This window comes from Streptomyces sp. NPDC020898 (genome assembly GCF_044333925.1).
Taxonomy (GTDB): domain Bacteria; phylum Actinomycetota; class Actinomycetes; order Streptomycetales; family Streptomycetaceae; genus Streptomyces.
The window spans coordinates 95876-110864 of the sequence record NZ_JBIRRV010000002.1 but is presented as its reverse complement, the minus strand read 5'-3'; the positions used below and the strand labels follow the sequence as shown (position 1 = coordinate 110864).

The 14989-nt window shown below is 68.2% G+C and carries 16 protein-coding genes; all 16 read left to right on the top strand.

Annotated features, from left to right (window positions below):
- Nucleotides 1–48 precede the first annotated feature (48 nt).
- The 16 genes from prfA (at nt 49) to ACH4TV_RS08325 (ending at nt 14989) form a co-directional block, all read left to right on the top strand.
- A complete protein-coding gene (gene prfA, locus ACH4TV_RS08400) occupies nt 49–1125 on the top strand; it encodes a peptide chain release factor 1 (protein ID WP_398395598.1) in 1077 nt (358 codons plus the stop codon).
- Nucleotides 1126–1224: 99 nt separating this feature from the next.
- The gene (gene prmC / locus ACH4TV_RS08395) at nt 1225–2064 is read left to right on the top strand and encodes a peptide chain release factor N(5)-glutamine methyltransferase (RefSeq protein WP_398396545.1); all 840 of its coding nucleotides are present in this window, start codon (nt 1225–1227) and stop codon (nt 2062–2064) included.
- A 53-nt stretch (nt 2065–2117) separates the two neighbouring features.
- A complete protein-coding gene (locus ACH4TV_RS08390) occupies nt 2118–2765 on the top strand; it encodes an L-threonylcarbamoyladenylate synthase (protein ID WP_398395596.1) in 648 nt (215 codons plus the stop codon).
- Complete coding sequence (locus tag ACH4TV_RS08385) at nt 2762–3442, top strand: protein-tyrosine-phosphatase (protein ID WP_398395594.1); 681 nt, start codon at nt 2762–2764, stop codon at nt 3440–3442. The genes ACH4TV_RS08390 and ACH4TV_RS08385 overlap by 4 nt, the downstream gene beginning before the upstream one ends.
- A gap of 74 nt (nt 3443–3516) precedes the next feature.
- Nucleotides 3517–4782, top strand: coding sequence for a serine hydroxymethyltransferase (glyA, locus tag ACH4TV_RS08380; RefSeq protein WP_398395593.1), 1266 nt, complete (start codon nt 3517–3519; stop codon nt 4780–4782).
- Between the two features lie 126 nt (nt 4783–4908).
- Complete coding sequence (locus tag ACH4TV_RS08375; RefSeq protein WP_398395591.1) at nt 4909–6285, top strand: MraY family glycosyltransferase; 1377 nt, start codon at nt 4909–4911, stop codon at nt 6283–6285.
- A 297-nt stretch (nt 6286–6582) separates the two neighbouring features.
- On the top strand, nt 6583–7020 hold the full coding sequence (locus ACH4TV_RS08370) for a hypothetical protein (protein ID WP_398395589.1): 438 nt from the start codon (nt 6583–6585) through the stop codon (nt 7018–7020).
- Nucleotides 7021–7293: 273 nt separating this feature from the next.
- On the top strand, nt 7294–8064 hold the full coding sequence (gene atpB, locus ACH4TV_RS08365; protein WP_398396543.1) for a F0F1 ATP synthase subunit A: 771 nt from the start codon (nt 7294–7296) through the stop codon (nt 8062–8064).
- 75 nt (nt 8065–8139) lie between these two features.
- Complete coding sequence (atpE, locus tag ACH4TV_RS08360) at nt 8140–8370, top strand: ATP synthase F0 subunit C (RefSeq protein ID WP_398395587.1); 231 nt, start codon at nt 8140–8142, stop codon at nt 8368–8370.
- Between the two features lie 45 nt (nt 8371–8415).
- Nucleotides 8416–8964 (top strand): F0F1 ATP synthase subunit B, encoded by a 549-nt coding sequence (locus ACH4TV_RS08355; RefSeq protein ID WP_398395585.1) that lies wholly within the window; start codon nt 8416–8418, stop codon nt 8962–8964.
- Between the two features lie 2 nt (nt 8965–8966).
- On the top strand, nt 8967–9782 hold the full coding sequence (locus ACH4TV_RS08350) for a F0F1 ATP synthase subunit delta (RefSeq protein WP_398396541.1): 816 nt from the start codon (nt 8967–8969) through the stop codon (nt 9780–9782).
- Between the two features lie 159 nt (nt 9783–9941).
- Nucleotides 9942–11534: a F0F1 ATP synthase subunit alpha gene (atpA, locus tag ACH4TV_RS08345; RefSeq protein WP_398395583.1), complete on the top strand. Its 1593-nt coding sequence runs from the start codon at nt 9942–9944 to the stop codon at nt 11532–11534.
- Nucleotides 11535–11554: 20 nt separating this feature from the next.
- Nucleotides 11555–12472, top strand: coding sequence for a F0F1 ATP synthase subunit gamma (locus ACH4TV_RS08340; RefSeq protein ID WP_398395581.1), 918 nt, complete (start codon nt 11555–11557; stop codon nt 12470–12472).
- A complete protein-coding gene (gene atpD / locus ACH4TV_RS08335) occupies nt 12472–13908 on the top strand; it encodes a F0F1 ATP synthase subunit beta (RefSeq protein ID WP_398395579.1) in 1437 nt (478 codons plus the stop codon). Before ACH4TV_RS08340 ends, atpD begins: the two co-directional genes overlap by 1 nt.
- Before the next feature lie 129 nt (nt 13909–14037).
- Nucleotides 14038–14412: a F0F1 ATP synthase subunit epsilon gene (locus ACH4TV_RS08330; protein WP_398395577.1), complete on the top strand. Its 375-nt coding sequence runs from the start codon at nt 14038–14040 to the stop codon at nt 14410–14412.
- A 130-nt stretch (nt 14413–14542) separates the two neighbouring features.
- A complete protein-coding gene (locus ACH4TV_RS08325; RefSeq protein WP_398395575.1) occupies nt 14543–14989 on the top strand; it encodes a DUF2550 domain-containing protein in 447 nt (148 codons plus the stop codon).

The window sequence follows — 14989 nt, the reverse complement described above, 5'->3', positions numbered from 1 at the left end:
TTTGGTCGCCCGCCTTCCCCCACGCACCACACGTTTTCAGGAGCCACCATGTTCGAGGCCGTCGAGGATCTGCTCACCGAGCACGCCGACCTGGAGAAGAAGCTCGCCGACCCGTCGGTCCACTCCGACCAGGCCAACGCGCGCAAGCTCAACAAGCGCTACGCCGAGCTGACCCCGATCGTCACGACCTACCGCTCCTGGAAGCAGACCGGGGACGACATCGTCACGGCGAAGGAGTTCGCCCTCGACGACCCCGACTTCGTCGCCGAGGTCAAGGAACTGGAGAAGCAGCGCGAGGACCTCACCGAGAGGCTGCGCCTGCTGCTCGTTCCGCGTGACCCCAACGACGACAAGGACGTCATCCTGGAGGTCAAGGCGGGCGCCGGCGGCGACGAGTCCGCCCTGTTCGCCGGTGACCTGCTGCGCATGTACCTGCGGTACGCGGAGCGCGTCGGCTGGAAGACCGAGATCATCGACGCCACCGAGTCCGAGCTGGGCGGCTACAAGGACGTCCAGGTCGCCGTGAAGACCAAGGGCGGCAACGGTGCCACCGAGCCCGGCCAGGGCGTCTGGGCGCGGCTGAAGTACGAGGGCGGGGTGCACCGCGTACAGCGTGTGCCGGCGACCGAGTCCCAGGGCCGTATCCACACCTCCGCGGCCGGTGTGCTCGTGACCCCCGAGGCGGAGGAGGTCGACGTCGAGATCAACCCGAACGACCTCCGCATCGACGTGTACCGCTCCTCCGGTCCCGGCGGTCAGTCCGTCAACACGACCGACTCGGCGGTGCGCATCACGCACGTTCCCACCGGAGTCGTCGCCTCCTGCCAGAACGAGAAGAGCCAGCTGCAGAACAAGGAGCAGGCGATGCGTATCCTGCGCTCCAGGCTCCTCGCGGCAGCCGTGGAGGAAGCGGAGAAGGAGGCCGCCGACGCCCGCCGCAGCCAGGTCCGCACGGTCGACCGCTCCGAGAAGATCCGTACGTACAACTTCCCGGAGAATCGCCTCTCGGACCACCGCGTCGGCTTCAAGGCCTACAACCTCGACCAGGTGCTGGACGGCGACCTCGACGCCGTCATCCAGGCCTGTGTCGACGCGGACTCCGCCGCGAAGCTCGCGGCAGCGTAAGCCCCGTACGAGCTCGTACGGGCCCCGTACGAGTCACGAGTACCCGGAGGATCCAGCGTGCAGCAGAACATTGGGGGACGGCCCCCGAGCCCCCGCAGCTTGCTGCTCGCGGAGGTGGCGCAGGCCACCCAGCGGCTGGCCGACGCGGGCGTGCCCTCGCCGCGCAACGACGCGGAGGAGCTTGCCGCGTTCGTGCACGGCGTGAAGCGGGGCACGCTGCACACCGTCAAGGACACCGACTTCGACGCCCGCTACTGGGAGGTCATCGCCCGCCGTGAGGCCCGCGAGCCGCTCCAGCACATCACCGGGCGTGCCTTCTTCCGGTACCTGGAACTCCAGGTCGGGCCAGGGGTGTTCGTACCGCGTCCCGAGACCGAGTCGGTCGTCGGCTGGGCGATAGACGCGGTCCGTGCGATGGACGTGGTCGAGCCGCTGATCGTCGACCTGTGCACCGGTTCCGGCGCCATCGCGCTGGCCCTCGCCCAGGAGGTCCCGCGTTCCCGGGTGCACGCCGTGGAGCTGTCCGAGGACGCCCTGGCGTGGACCCGCAAGAACGTCGAGGGGTCCAGGGTCGACCTGCGCCAGGGCGACGCCCTGGACGCCTTCCCGGACCTCGACGGCCAGGTCGACCTGGTCATCGCCAACCCGCCGTACATCCCGCTCACGGAGTGGGAGTACGTCGCTCCCGAGGCCCGGGACCACGACCCCGAACTCGCCTTGTTCTCGGGCGAGGACGGCCTCGACCTCATCCGGGGTCTGGAGCGCACCGCGCACCGGCTGCTGCGGCCCGGCGGCGTCGTCGTCGTCGAGCACGCGGACACCCAGGGCGGCCAGGTGCCGTGGATCTTCACCGAGGAACGGGGCTGGGCCGACGCGGCCGACCACCCGGACCTCAACAACCGCCCGCGCTTCGCGACGGCCCGCAGGGCGATGCCGTGAGCGCGCACACCACGACTTCAAGCCGGCAGTACGTGTACGAGGAGGCCCGTTAAATGGCTCGGCGATACGACACCAACGACGCGACCGACCGCGTGACCGGTCTGCGCGAGGCCGCGTCCGCCGTCCGCCGGGGCGAACTGGTGGTCCTCCCGACCGACACGGTGTACGGCATCGGCGCCGACGCGTTCTCCTCCGAGGCCGTCAACGACCTCCTGGAGGCCAAGGGACGCGGCCGTGGCATGCCCACGCCCGTTCTCATCGGCTCCCCGAACACCCTGCACGGCCTGGTCACGGACTTCTCCGAGATGGCCTGGGAACTCGTCGACGCCTTCTGGCCGGGCGCCCTCACACTCGTCGCCAAGCACCAGCCGTCCCTGCAGTGGGACCTGGGGGACACCCGCGGCACGGTCGCCGTCCGGATGCCCCTGCACCCGGTCGCCATCGAGCTGCTGACCGAGGTCGGCCCCATGGCGGTCTCCTCCGCCAACCTGACCGGCCACCCCGCGCCCGAGGACTGTGACGCCGCCCAGGAGATGCTCGGCGACTCCGTCTCCGTCTACCTGGACGGCGGCCCCACGCCCGGAATCGTCCCGTCGTCGATCGTCGACGTCACGGGCAAGGTGCCGGTCCTGCTGCGCGCGGGCGCGCTGTCGGCCGAGGAGCTGCGCAAGGTGGTCCCCGACCTCGAGGTGGCGAATTGACAGCCCCTGACGCGGGGCGTGGCATAGGCATGCGCACGGGGGTCACGGGGGCTCAGCACTGGAACGGGGCCTCGCGGGACGCCTTCCGCATCCTCCATGTCAGCACCGGCAACGTGTGCCGCTCGCCGATCACCGAGCGGCTGACCCGCCATGCCCTGGCGGACCGGCTCGGCGACCCCCTGTGGGGCGGCCTGATCGTGGAGAGCGCCGGTACGTGGGGCCACGAGGGCGCACCCATGGAGGCCAACGCGGAGGCGGTCCTCGCGGACTTCGGCGCGGACGCCTCCGGCTTCACCGGGCGTGAACTGCTCGACGAGCACGTGATCCGCGCCGACCTGGTGCTGACGGCGACGCGGGACCACCGCGCGCAGGTCATCTCGATGGGGCACTCGGCGGGGCTGCGCACGTTCACGCTGAAGGAGTTCACGCGCCTGGTGAAGGCGATCGACCCGGCGACCCTGCCTCCCCTGGACGACGGGATGATCGAACGGGCGCGGGCCCTGGTCCGCGCCGCGGCGGCTCTACGCGGGTGGCTTCTCGCGCCCACGGCGGAGGCGGACGAGGTGTTCGACCCCTACGGGGCGCCCCTCACGTTCTTCCGGTCCATCGGGGACGAGATACAGCAGGCCCTGGATCCGGTGGTCACGGCTCTGACGGGCGTTGCCGCGCGTACGTAGGCGCATGTACCGGGCGTACCTGCTCTCCCAGGCCTACATTGGACGTACGTCACCGTCGACGCCCGGAGTCCACCATGTCGGTCACGCGTGCCCCTGAGGCCGATGCAGCTGCCAGTGCCGGTGTTGATGGTCTGCGCCGGCAGGATCCCGAGCTTGCCGAGGTGCTGCTCGGGGAGGTCGAACGCCAGTCGACGACCCTCCAGCTGATCGCCGCCGAGAACTTCACCTCGCCCGCCGTGCTGGCCGCGCTCGGCTCGCCGCTCGCCAACAAGTACGCCGAGGGGTATCCCGGCGCCCGGCACCACGGCGGCTGCGAGATCGTCGACGTCGCCGAGCGCATCGCCGTGGAACGGGCCAGGGCGCTGTTCGGCGCCGAACACGCCAACGTCCAGTCCCACTCCGGGTCTTCGGCCGTCCTGGCCGCCTACGCGGCCCTCCTGCGCCCCGGTGACACCGTCCTCGCCCTCGGGCTGCCGTACGGCGGACATCTCACGCACGGGTCGCCCGCCAACTTCTCCGGGCGCTGGTTCGACTTCGTGCCCTACGGCGTGGACGCGGAGAGCGGGCTCATCGACTACGAGCAGGTGCGCGCCCTGGCCCGCACCCACCGCCCCAAAGCGATCGTCTGCGGGTCCATCGCCTACCCCCGGCACATCGACTACGCAGTCTTCCGTGAGATCGCCGATGAGGTAGGCGCCTATCTCATCGCCGACGCCGCCCACCCCATCGGGCTCGTCGCCGGGGGAGCGGCGCCCAGCCCCGTGCCGTACGCCGACGTCGTCTGCGCGACCACCCACAAGGTGCTGCGCGGGCCGCGCGGCGGGATGCTGCTGTGCGGCGCCGAGCTGGCAGAACGGGTCGACCGGGCGGTTTTCCCGTTCACGCAGGGGGGCGCGCAGATGCACACGATCGCCGCCAAGGCCGTCGCCTTCGGCGAGGCCGCGACGCCGGCCTTCACGGCGTACGCCCATCAGGTGGTCGCCAACGCACGGGTGCTGGCGGCGGAGCTGGCCGCCGAGGGGTTCGTCGTCACCACGGGGGGCACGGACACGCATCTGATCACCGTCGATCCGGCGCCGCTGGGGGTGGACGGGCGCAGCGCACGGGGGCTGCTCTCAGCCGCGGGAGTGGTTCTGGACTGCTGTGCGTTGCCGCACGCAGACGCGCGGGGGCTGCGGCTGGGGACGGCGGCGCTGACCACGCAGGGGATGGGCGAGGCCGAGATGGCGCGGATCGCGGTGCTGTGTGCGGCCGTGCTGCGTGGGGCTGTCGAGAGCGGTGGGGCGCGTGAAGAAGTGCGGGAGCTGGCCGGTAGATTTCCGCCTTATCCCGGGCGGTGAAGGGTAATCGTCATCCCGTGCACAGGCCCGCGTGCAACCATCGTCGCTACCCGGAAGTCCCCAACCTTATGCGTGCCTCGCTAGGGTGTGGGGCCTGGATGGCCAGCGAGACCTGTGGGGAAGCCTGTGCGTGAATACCTGCTGACGCTCTGCATCACGGCCGCGGTGACGTATCTGCTGACAGGGCCGGTGCGGAAGTTCGCGATCGTGGCCGGAGCGGTGCCGGAGATCAGGGCCCGTGACGTGCACCGGGAACCCACTCCGCGGCTCGGCGGGATCGCGATGTTCTTCGGGCTGTGCGCCGGCCTGCTGGTCGCCGACCACCTGACCAACCTCAACGAGGTCTTCGAGAACTCGAACGAGCCGAGGGCGCTGCTCTCCGGCGCCGCGCTCATCTGGCTGATCGGTGTGCTCGACGACAAGTTCGAGATCGACGCCCTGATCAAGCTCGGCGGGCAGATGATCGCCGCGGGCGTGATGGTCATGCAGGGTCTGACGATCTTGTGGCTGCCGATCCCGAGCGTCGGCAACGTGGCGCTGACCCAGTGGCAGGGCACCCTGCTGACGGTCGCGCTCGTCGTCATCACCATCAACGCGGTGAACTTCGTCGACGGCCTCGACGGTCTCGCGGCCGGCATGGTGTGCATCGCGTCGGCCGCGTTCTTCCTGTACGCCTACCGCGTCTGGGTCTCGTACGGCATCGAGGCCGCCGCCCCGGCGACGCTGTTCTCGGTGATCCTGATGGGCATGTGCGTCGGCTTCCTGCCGCACAACATGCACCCCGCGCGGATCTTCATGGGCGACTCCGGGTCGATGCTCATCGGGCTGGTGCTGGCCGCCGGCGCGATCTCCATCACCGGGCAGATCGACCCCGACGCGATGAACCTGTTCTCCGGGTCCGAGCGCAACACCGTGCACCAGATGGTGCCGGTCTACATCCCGCTGCTGATGCCGCTCACCATCATCGCGATCCCGGCGGCCGACCTGGTGCTGGCCATCGTGCGGCGCACCTGGCGCGGACAGTCGCCGTTCGCCGCGGACCGGGGGCATCTGCACCACCGGCTCCTGGAGGTCGGGCACTCGCACAGCAGGGCCGTCCTGATCATGTACTTCTGGTCGGCGCTCATCGCCTTCGGCGCCCTGTCCTACTCGGTCAACAACGCGTCCATGTGGATCGTCCTCAGTGTGGTGGCGCTGAGCGCGATCGGGCTCGTACTCCTGCTGCTGCCGCGCTTCACGCCGCGCACCCCGCGTTGGGCCGAGCGGTTCGTGCCGCCGCGGTACCGGCGGAGCCGGGCGTCGGAGGCCGCGGCCGGGGCGACCGCGCCCGCTGCCTCGGTGCCGGCCATGGCCGCCGAGGGGGCCGTCGAGGGAGCTGCCGAGCCGGCCGCCCCGGAACACCGGGCGCCGGTGCGTGCCGGGGTCTCCGGAGTCAACGGGGCGACGGCGATCGGCGCCCGTGCGCGACTGGTGGACCGGCGCAAGGCCGGGTCGTCGCGCTGAGGCAAGGTAAGAATCTGACTAACACTTTGCCTGAGCCCGCGAGAGCAAAGTGCTCCAATACCAGACAAGTCGGCGCCGATTCTGCACAGACGCGCAGGTTCACTCTCATGTGTGACACCGAGCACACCATCCAGGTAAAGACCTCATCAAATAGTTTGTGATACGGTTCACGAGAACCCCGGACGGAGCCGAAGGACCGCAGTGCGACGGTCCGTTGGCGCGAGTTTCTCTGCTCGAACCGGGGACTACGCTCGTCCATGACGACACCTGCCCCCCTGTGAAAGCGGAGTTGCCGCCATGCCGTCCAATGACGCCCGGATCCTGCTTCAGTCCGCTGTGCCCACAGCTGCCGTCGGTGCGCTTGCCGCCGTCGTCAGCGCGGTGGTCGCGGGTGCTGACGGAGCGATCGGGGCGGTTGTCGCGACGCTGGTGGCGATTCTCTTCATGGGGGTCGGGCTTTACGTTCTGCAGCGCACTGCCAAAACGCTTCCGCATCTGTTCCAGGCCATGGGCCTGATGCTGTATGCGGCGCAAATTCTTCTGCTGTTCATCTTTGTCGCGGCGTTCAAGAACACGACGCTGTTCAACCCCCGGGCCTTCGCGCTCACGCTGCTCGCAGGCACGCTCGCCTGGATCGCGGCGCAGGCGCGTGCCCACATGAAGTCGAAGATCCTCTACGTTGAACCCGACTCCACGATGGGGGACAGGCCCGAAAAGACGGGGCACTCGTCGTGAGAGGTAGGGCCGGGATAAGCGCGTGTGAGAGATCCTGCTATCGTCCGGTGCCAACTGCGGCATCGCGGGCGCGGGCATCTGAGCTGACGCCTGCTCAATCGCGAGGCTTGATGCCCCACCGCCGCCCCCACATCCGTAAGACCAGTCCAGTGCCGAACCGCGGCTGCGCGCCGCGCCGACACAACGAGGTTGCCGTACCCATGCGTCACGCCGAAGGAGCCCGTGGTGAGTGCTGACCAGACCCAGCTCGCCTTTGACTGGAGCTGTCGGATCATGTCCGACAACGGCTGTGGCTTCCCGGCTCCGGGCCTGCACTCGTTCCTCTTCAAGCCGATCGCCACGGTCGGCGGGTTCGAGTTCAACAAGGTGATGATGCTCGCGCTCATCACCACGCTCCTGGTCGTCACCTTCTTCACCCTTGCCTTCGGCAAGGCGAAGGTGGTGCCGGGCAAGCTCCAGATGATCGGCGAGGCCGGCTACGACTTCGTACGCCGCGGCATCGTTTACGAGACCATCGGCAAGAAGGAGGGCGAGAAGTACGTCCCTCTGATGGTCTCGCTGTTCTTCTTCATCTGGATCATGAACATCTGGTCCGTGATCCCGCTGGCCCAGTTCCCGGTCTCGTCGGTCATCGCCTATCCGATGGTGCTCTCAGGCATCGTCTACGTGGTGTGGATGTCGGTGACCTTCAAGCGGCACGGCTTCGTCGGCGGCTTCAAGAACCTCACCGGCTACGACAAGTCGCTCGGCCCGGTGCTGCCGCTCGTCATGGTCATCGAGTTCTTCTCGAACACACTCGTGCGACCGTTCACACACGCGGTGCGACTCTTCGCGAACATGTTCGCCGGCCACCTGATGCTGGTCATGTTCACCGTCGCATCCTGGTACCTGCTGAACAGCTGGATGGTCCCGGCCGCCGGTGTGTCCTTCGTGATGGCCGTGGTCATGATCGGCTTCGAGCTTTTCGTCCAGGCCGTCCAGGCGTACGTGTTCGTGCTGCTGGCCAGCTCCTACATTCAGGGCGCTCTCGCCGAGCACCACTGAGCCACAACTCCTCCTAACCCCTGAGAACGTCCGGTGGCCAACCCCCACCGGTCCTGAAAGAGAAGGAAGAACAGCATGGCTGCCCTTGAGACCCTCGCCGCCCTTGAAGGCAACATCGGCGCCGTCGGCTACGGCCTTGCGGCCATCGGCCCCGGCGTCGGCGTCGGCATCATCTTCGGTAACGGCACCCAGGCGCTGGCCCGCCAGCCCGAAGCGGCCGGTCTGATCCGTGCCAACCAGATCCTCGGTTTCGCGTTCTGTGAGGCGCTCGCCCTCATCGGCATCGTCATGCCGTTCGTCTACTAGACCGACGAACCCGACGATCGAAACCTTTCAAGGAAAGGCACTGATGTGATCGCCAACCTGGTACAGCTGGCGGCCGAGGAGGAGCAGAACCCGCTCATCCCGCCCGGTCCCGAGCTGCTTGTCGGCGCCATCGCCTTCGCCATTGTGTTCTTCTTCTTCTGGAAGAAGCTGCTTCCGAACATCAACAAGGTTCTGGAGGAGCGTCGCACGGCGATCGAAGGCGGTATCGAAGAGGCCGACGCCATGAAGGTCGAGGCCCAGAGCGTGCTCGAGCAGTACAAGGCTCAGCTCGCCGAGGCCCGGCACGAAGCCGCGCGGCTGCGCCAGGAGGCGCAGGAGCAGGGTGCTGTGCTCATCGCCGAGATGCGTGCGGAAGGCCAGCGGCAGCGCGAGGAGATCGTCGCCGCCGGTCACTCGCAGCTCGACGCCGACCGTAAGGCCGCGTCGTCCGCGCTCCGCCAGGACGTCGGCAAGCTCGCCACCGACCTGGCCGGCAAGCTCGTCGGTGAGTCCCTGGAGGACCACGCTCGGCAGAGCCGCGTGATCGACCGTTTCCTCGACGACCTTGAGGAGAAGGCCGAGGCGACTCGATGACTGTGCACGGAGCCAGTCGCGAGGCTGCCGCCGCCGCACGTGAGCGTCTCGACGCGCTGACGGACTCGACGTCCGCCGACGCGAAGCTGCTGGCCGCGGAGCTGGCCGCGGTCACCGCGCTGCTGCACCGCGAGGTGTCACTGCGTCGGGTCCTCACCGACCCGGCGCAGTCCGGAGAGTCCAAGGCCGAGCTGGCCCAGCGCCTCTTCGGCAGCCAGGTCGGCGGGCCCACCACCGACCTGGTGGCCGGCATGGTGCGTTCCCGCTGGTCGCGCTCGCGCGACCTCGTGGACACGCTGGAGGAGCTGGCGGACCTCGCCGACCTCACCGCCGCCCAGCAGACGGGCAAGCTCGACAACGTCGAGGACGAGCTGTTCCGGTTCGGCCGGATCGTCACCTCGAACACCGAGCTGCGCGCCGCGCTGACCGACCGTGCCGCGACCACCGCCGCCAAGAGCGAGCTGCTCCGCAGCCTGCTCGGGGGCAGGGCCGAGGCCACCACCGAGCGTCTGGTGACGCGCCTTGTGACCGCGCCGCGGGGACGTAGCCTGGAAGCGGGACTCGAGTCCCTGTCCAAGCTCGCCGCCGAACGCCGGGACCGCATGGTCGCCGTCGTCACCTCGGCGGTTCCGCTGAGCGACCCGCAGAAGCAGCGCCTCGGCGCCGCCCTCGCGAAGCTCTACGGCCGCCAGATGCACCTCAACCTCGACGTGGAACCCGAGGTCCTCGGCGGGATCCGGGTGCTGGTCGGCGACGAGGTCATCAACGGCAGCATCGCGGACCGGATCGACGACGCCGGCCGCCGCATGGCGGGCTAGCCCGCCCGGCAGCCACGCAGTACGCAGCAACTCAATATTCGTAGTACGTAATTTCTTACGGCCCTGGTTGGGCCGTGCAGAGGATTCACCTCTTTTTGGGGGGAGTCCCCATCCCCCCAAGTGAAACTTCGGGCCCAACAAGGAGAGCAGGGAACCCAGATGGCGGAGCTCACGATCCGGCCGGAGGAGATCCGGGATGCGCTGGAGAACTTCGTCCAGTCGTACAAGCCGGACGCGGCCTCGCGCGAGGAGGTCGGTACGGTCACCCTTGCCGGCGACGGCATCGCGAAGGTCGAGGGCCTGCCCTCGGCCATGGCCAACGAACTGCTGAAGTTCGAGGACGGCACCCTCGGACTCGCGCTCAACCTCGAAGAGCGCGAGATCGGAACCGTCATCCTCGGCGAGTTCAGCGGTATCGAGGAGGGCCAGCCGGTCACCCGTACCGGCGAGGTCCTGTCGGTGGCGGTCGGCGAGGGCTACCTCGGTCGCGTCGTCGACCCGCTCGGCAACCCGATCGACGGCCTCGGCGAGATCGAGACCAGCGGTCGTCGCGCCCTTGAGCTGCAGGCTCCGGGCGTCATGGCGCGAAAGTCGGTGCACGAGCCGATGGAGACGGGCTACAAGGCCGTCGACGCGATGACCCCGATCGGCCGTGGCCAGCGTCAGCTGGTCATCGGCGACCGTCAGACGGGCAAGACCGCTCTGGCCGTCGACACGATCATCAACCAGCGTGACAACTGGCGTTCGGGCGACCCGAAGAAGCAGGTCCGCTGCGTCTACGTCGCCATCGGTCAGAAGGGCTCGACCATCGCCTCCGTGCGTGGCGCCCTCGAAGAGGCCGGCGCGCTGGAGTACACGACCATCGTCGCCGCCCCGGCGTCCGACCCGGCCGGCTTCAAGTACCTGGCGCCGTACACCGGTTCGGCCATCGGTCAGCAGTGGATGTACGAGGGCAAGCACGTCCTCATCATCTTCGACGACCTCTCGAAGCAGGCCGACGCCTACCGCGCCGTGTCGCTGCTGCTGCGCCGCCCGCCGGGCCGTGAGGCCTACCCGGGTGACGTCTTCTACCTCCACTCCCGCCTGCTGGAGCGCTGCGCGAAGCTCTCCGACGAGCTGGGCGCGGGCTCGATGACCGGTCTGCCGATCGTCGAGACGAAGGCCAACGACGTCTCGGCGTTCATCCCGACCAACGTCATCTCCATCACCGACGGCCAGTGCTTCCTGGAGTCGGACCTGTTCAACGCCGGTCAGCGCCCCGCGCTGAACGTCGGTATCTCCGTCTCCCGAGTCGGCGGTTCCGCGCAGCACAAGGCCATGCGCCAGGTGTCCGGCCGACTGCGCCTCGACCTCGCCCAGTACCGTGAGCTGGAGGCGTTCGCCGCCTTCGGTTCCGACCTGGACGCCGCGTCGAAGTCGCAGCTGGAGCGAGGTCAGCGACTGGTCGAGCTGCTCAAGCAGGCTCAGTACGAGCCGATGGCCACCGAGGACCAGGTCGTCTCCATCTGGACCGGCACCACCGGCCGTATGGACGAGGTGCCGGTGGGCGACATCCGCCGCTTCGAGAAGGAGCTCCTGGAGTACCTGCACCGCAAGGAGCAGGGCCTCATGACCTCCATCAAGGAGGGCGCGAAGATGTCGGACGACACCATCACCGCCATCGGCGACGCCGTCGTGGAGTTCAAGAAGCAGTTCGAGACCTCGGACGGCAAGCTTCTCGGCGAAGACGCCCCTGCCGCCGCCGGCAAGTGACGACGGAAGGGACCTGACTCATGGGAGCCCAGCTCCGGGTCTACAAGCGTCGCATCAAGTCCGTCACCGCGACCAAGAAGATCACCAAGGCGATGGAGATGATCGCCGCCTCGCGTGTCGTCAAGGCGCAGCGCAAGGTGGCGGCCTCCGCGCCGTACGCGACCGAGCTCACCCGCGCGGTCACGGCGGTCGGCACCGGCTCTAACACCAAGCACCCGCTGACCACCGAGGCCGAGGCGCCGACCCGTTCCGCGGTCCTGCTCCTCACGAGCGACCGCGGTCTGGCCGGCGCCTTCAACTCCAACGCGATCAAGGCCGCCGAGAAGCTGACGGCGCGCCTTGAGGCGGAGGGCAAGGAGGTCGACACGTACATCGTCGGCCGCCGTGGTCTGGCCCACTACAACTTCCGCGAGCGCAAGGTCGTGGAGTCGTGGTCGGGCTTCACCGACCAGCCGTCGTACGCGGACGCGAAGAAGGTCGCGGGTCCGCTCATCGAGGCCATCGAGAAGGAGACGGCGGACGGCGGCGTGGACGAACTCCACATCGTCTACACCGAGTACGTCTCGATGATGACGCAGAACGCGGTCGACAGCCGTCTGTTGCCACTCCGCCTCGACGACGTCGCGGCAGAGACGACCGGCAAGGGCGAGATCCTTCCGCTGTACGACTTCGAGCCGTCGGCGGAGGACGTCCTCGACGCCCTGCTGCCGCGGTACGTCGAGAGCCGTATCTACAACGCGATGCTCCAGTCGGCTGCTTCCAAGCATGCCGCCACGCGCCGCGCGATGAAGTCGGCCACCGACAACGCGGGAGACCTCATCACGACGCTCTCCCGACTTGCCAACGCGGCCCGACAGGCCGAAATCACCCAGGAAATCAGCGAGATCGTCGGTGGCACCGCAGCCCTGGCCGACGCGACCGCGGGGAGTGACAGGTAATGACGACGACAGTTGAGACGGCCGTTGCCACGGGCCGCGTCGCCCGGGTAATCGGCCCGGTCGTCGACGTGGAATTCCCCGTCGACGCCATGCCGGAGATCTACAACGCCCTTCACGTCGAGGTGGCCGACCCGGCCCTCGACGGCGCGAAGAAGACGCTGACCCTGGAGGTCGCCCAGCACCTGGGTGACGGCCTGGTCCGCACGATCTCGATGCAGCCCACCGACGGTCTGGTCCGCCAGGCCGCGGTCACCAACACGGGTACGGGCATCACCGTCCCGGTCGGTGACTTCACCAAGGGCAAGGTGTTCAACACCCTCGGTGAGGTACTGAACTCCGAGGAGCAGTACTCGGGTGAGCGTTGGTCCATCCACCGCAAGGCCCCGCGCTTCGACGAGCTCGAGTCGAAGACCGAGATGTTCGAGACCGGCGTCAAGGTCATCGACCTTCTCACCCCGTACGTCAAGGGTGGAAAGATCGGCCTGTTCGGCGGTGCCGGTGTCGGCAAGACGGTGCTCATCCAGGAGATGATCTACCGCGTCGCCAACAACCACGACGGTGTCTCCGTGTTCGCCGGTGTCGGCGAGCGCACCCGTGAGGGCAACGACCTCATCGAGGAGATGTCCGAGTCGGGCGTCATCGACAAGACCGCGCTGGTCTTCGGCCAGATGGACGAGCCCCCGGGCACCCGTCTGCGCGTGGCCCTGGCGGGTCTGACCATGGCGGAGTACTTCCGCGATGTGCAGAAGCAGGACGTGCTGTTCTTCATCGACAACATCTTCCGCTTCACGCAGGCCGGTTCAGAGGTCTCGACCCTGCTCGGCCGTATGCCCTCCGCGGTGGGTTACCAGCCGAACCTGGCCGACGAGATGGGTCTCCTCCAGGAGCGCATCACCTCGACCCGTGGTCACTCGATCACCTCGATGCAGGCGATCTACGTCCCCGCGGACGACCTGACCGACCCGGCCCCGGCCACCACGTTCGCCCACCTCGACGCGACGACGGTTCTCTCCCGTCCGATCTCCGAGAAGGGCATCTACCCGGCCGTGGACCCGCTGGACTCCACGTCCCGCATCCTCGACCCGCGCTACATCGCGGCGGAGCACTACAACACCGCGATGCGCGTCAAGACGGTCCTCCAGAAGTACAAGGACCTTCAGGACATCATCGCGATCCTCGGTATCGACGAGCTCGGCGAGGAGGACAAGCTCGTCGTCCACCGTGCCCGTCGCGTGGAGCGCTTCCTGTCCCAGAACACCCACGTCGCCAAGCAGTTCACCGGCGTCGACGGGTCGGACGTACCGCTGGACGAGTCGATCACCGCGTTCAACGCGATCATCGACGGCGACTACGACCACTTCCCGGAGCAGGCGTTCTTCCTCTGCGGTGGCATTGAGGACCTGAAGAAGAACGCGAAGGAGCTGGGCGTCTCCTGACCCCCGCGCTCTTGGGAGAGGGGCAGGGGGGCACCCTTCGCGGGGTGCGTCCTGCCCCTCTCCGCACTACCACTAGAATTGATCCCAACACCCGGTACAACAGCCGGGTGGTGACCCGAGGAGCCAACCGTGGCTGCTGAGCTGCACGTCGAGCTGGTCGCTGCCGACCGTAAGGTCTGGTCCGGCGAGGCCACCCTGGTGGTCGCGCGTACCACGTCCGGCGACATCGGCGTCATGCCCGGTCACCAGCCGCTGCTCGGTGTGCTGGAGTCGGGCCCGGTGACCATCCGTACGAGTGATGGTGGAACGGTCGTCGCCGCGGCGCACGGCGGATTCATCTCGTTCGCCGACAACAAGCTGTCACTGCTGGCGGAGATCGCCGAGCTGGCGGACGAGATCGACGTCCAGCGCGTGGAGCGCGAGCTCGAGCGCGCGAAGGCGGAGGGCGACGAGTCCGCCGAGCGGCGCGCCGACGTCCGACTGCGGGCCGTGGCGGCGCGCTGACCCCAGCGCACCATGTGATGCTTTGCCTCAGCCGCGGCTGGGACCGGTTAGCGCCGGTCCCAGCCGCGGCTGAGGCAAATCCGGATGTTTTTTCTTTTCCGTTACCTAGGAGACGAGGAGGTCGGTGTCGATGATCCTCGCTCTGACTGTGTGCGGCTTGGTAGTGGCGTTCGTGGTGCTGGGCCTGTTCGTCTTCGGGCTGCGCCGCCGGCTCATCCAACGCTCCGGCGGTACGTTCGACTGCAGCCTGCGCTGGGACGTACCGGAGAAACCCGACCCCAGCGGCAAGGGCTGGGGCTACGGTGTCGCCCGCTACAACGGCGACCGCATCGAGTGGTACCGCGTCTTCTCGTACTCCCCCCGTCCGCGCCGCGTCCTGGAACGCTCGGCGATCGAGGTGGCAGGCCGCCGCGCCCCCGACGGCGAGGAGGAACTGGCCCTGCTCTCGGACGCGGTCGTGCTGGCCTGTCTCCACCGGGGGATCAGGCTGGAGCTGGCGATGAGCGACGACGCGCTGACCGGATTTCTCGCGTGGCTGGAAGCAGCCCCGCCAGGTCAGCGCGTCAATGTTGCTTGA

What these genes read in the sequence shown, in the direction of transcription:
- ACH4TV_RS08325 (WP_398395575.1), top strand. Translation starts at nt 14,543, where the DNA reads ATGATCCTCGCTCTGACTGTGTGCGGCTTGGTAGTGGCGTTCGTGGTG.
- atpD (WP_398395579.1), top strand. Translation starts at nt 12,472, where the DNA reads ATGACGACGACAGTTGAGACGGCCGTTGCCACGGGCCGCGTCGCCCGG.
- glyA (WP_398395593.1), top strand. Translation starts at nt 3,517, where the DNA reads ATGTCGGTCACGCGTGCCCCTGAGGCCGATGCAGCTGCCAGTGCCGGT.
- prfA (WP_398395598.1), top strand. Translation starts at nt 49, where the DNA reads ATGTTCGAGGCCGTCGAGGATCTGCTCACCGAGCACGCCGACCTGGAG.
- atpE (WP_398395587.1), top strand. Translation starts at nt 8,140, where the DNA reads ATGGCTGCCCTTGAGACCCTCGCCGCCCTTGAAGGCAACATCGGCGCC.
- ACH4TV_RS08370 (WP_398395589.1), top strand. Translation starts at nt 6,583, where the DNA reads ATGCCGTCCAATGACGCCCGGATCCTGCTTCAGTCCGCTGTGCCCACA.
- atpB (WP_398396543.1), top strand. Translation starts at nt 7,294, where the DNA reads ATGTCCGACAACGGCTGTGGCTTCCCGGCTCCGGGCCTGCACTCGTTC.
- atpA (WP_398395583.1), top strand. Translation starts at nt 9,942, where the DNA reads ATGGCGGAGCTCACGATCCGGCCGGAGGAGATCCGGGATGCGCTGGAG.
- ACH4TV_RS08390 (WP_398395596.1), top strand. Translation starts at nt 2,118, where the DNA reads ATGGCTCGGCGATACGACACCAACGACGCGACCGACCGCGTGACCGGT.
- ACH4TV_RS08340 (WP_398395581.1), top strand. Translation starts at nt 11,555, where the DNA reads ATGGGAGCCCAGCTCCGGGTCTACAAGCGTCGCATCAAGTCCGTCACC.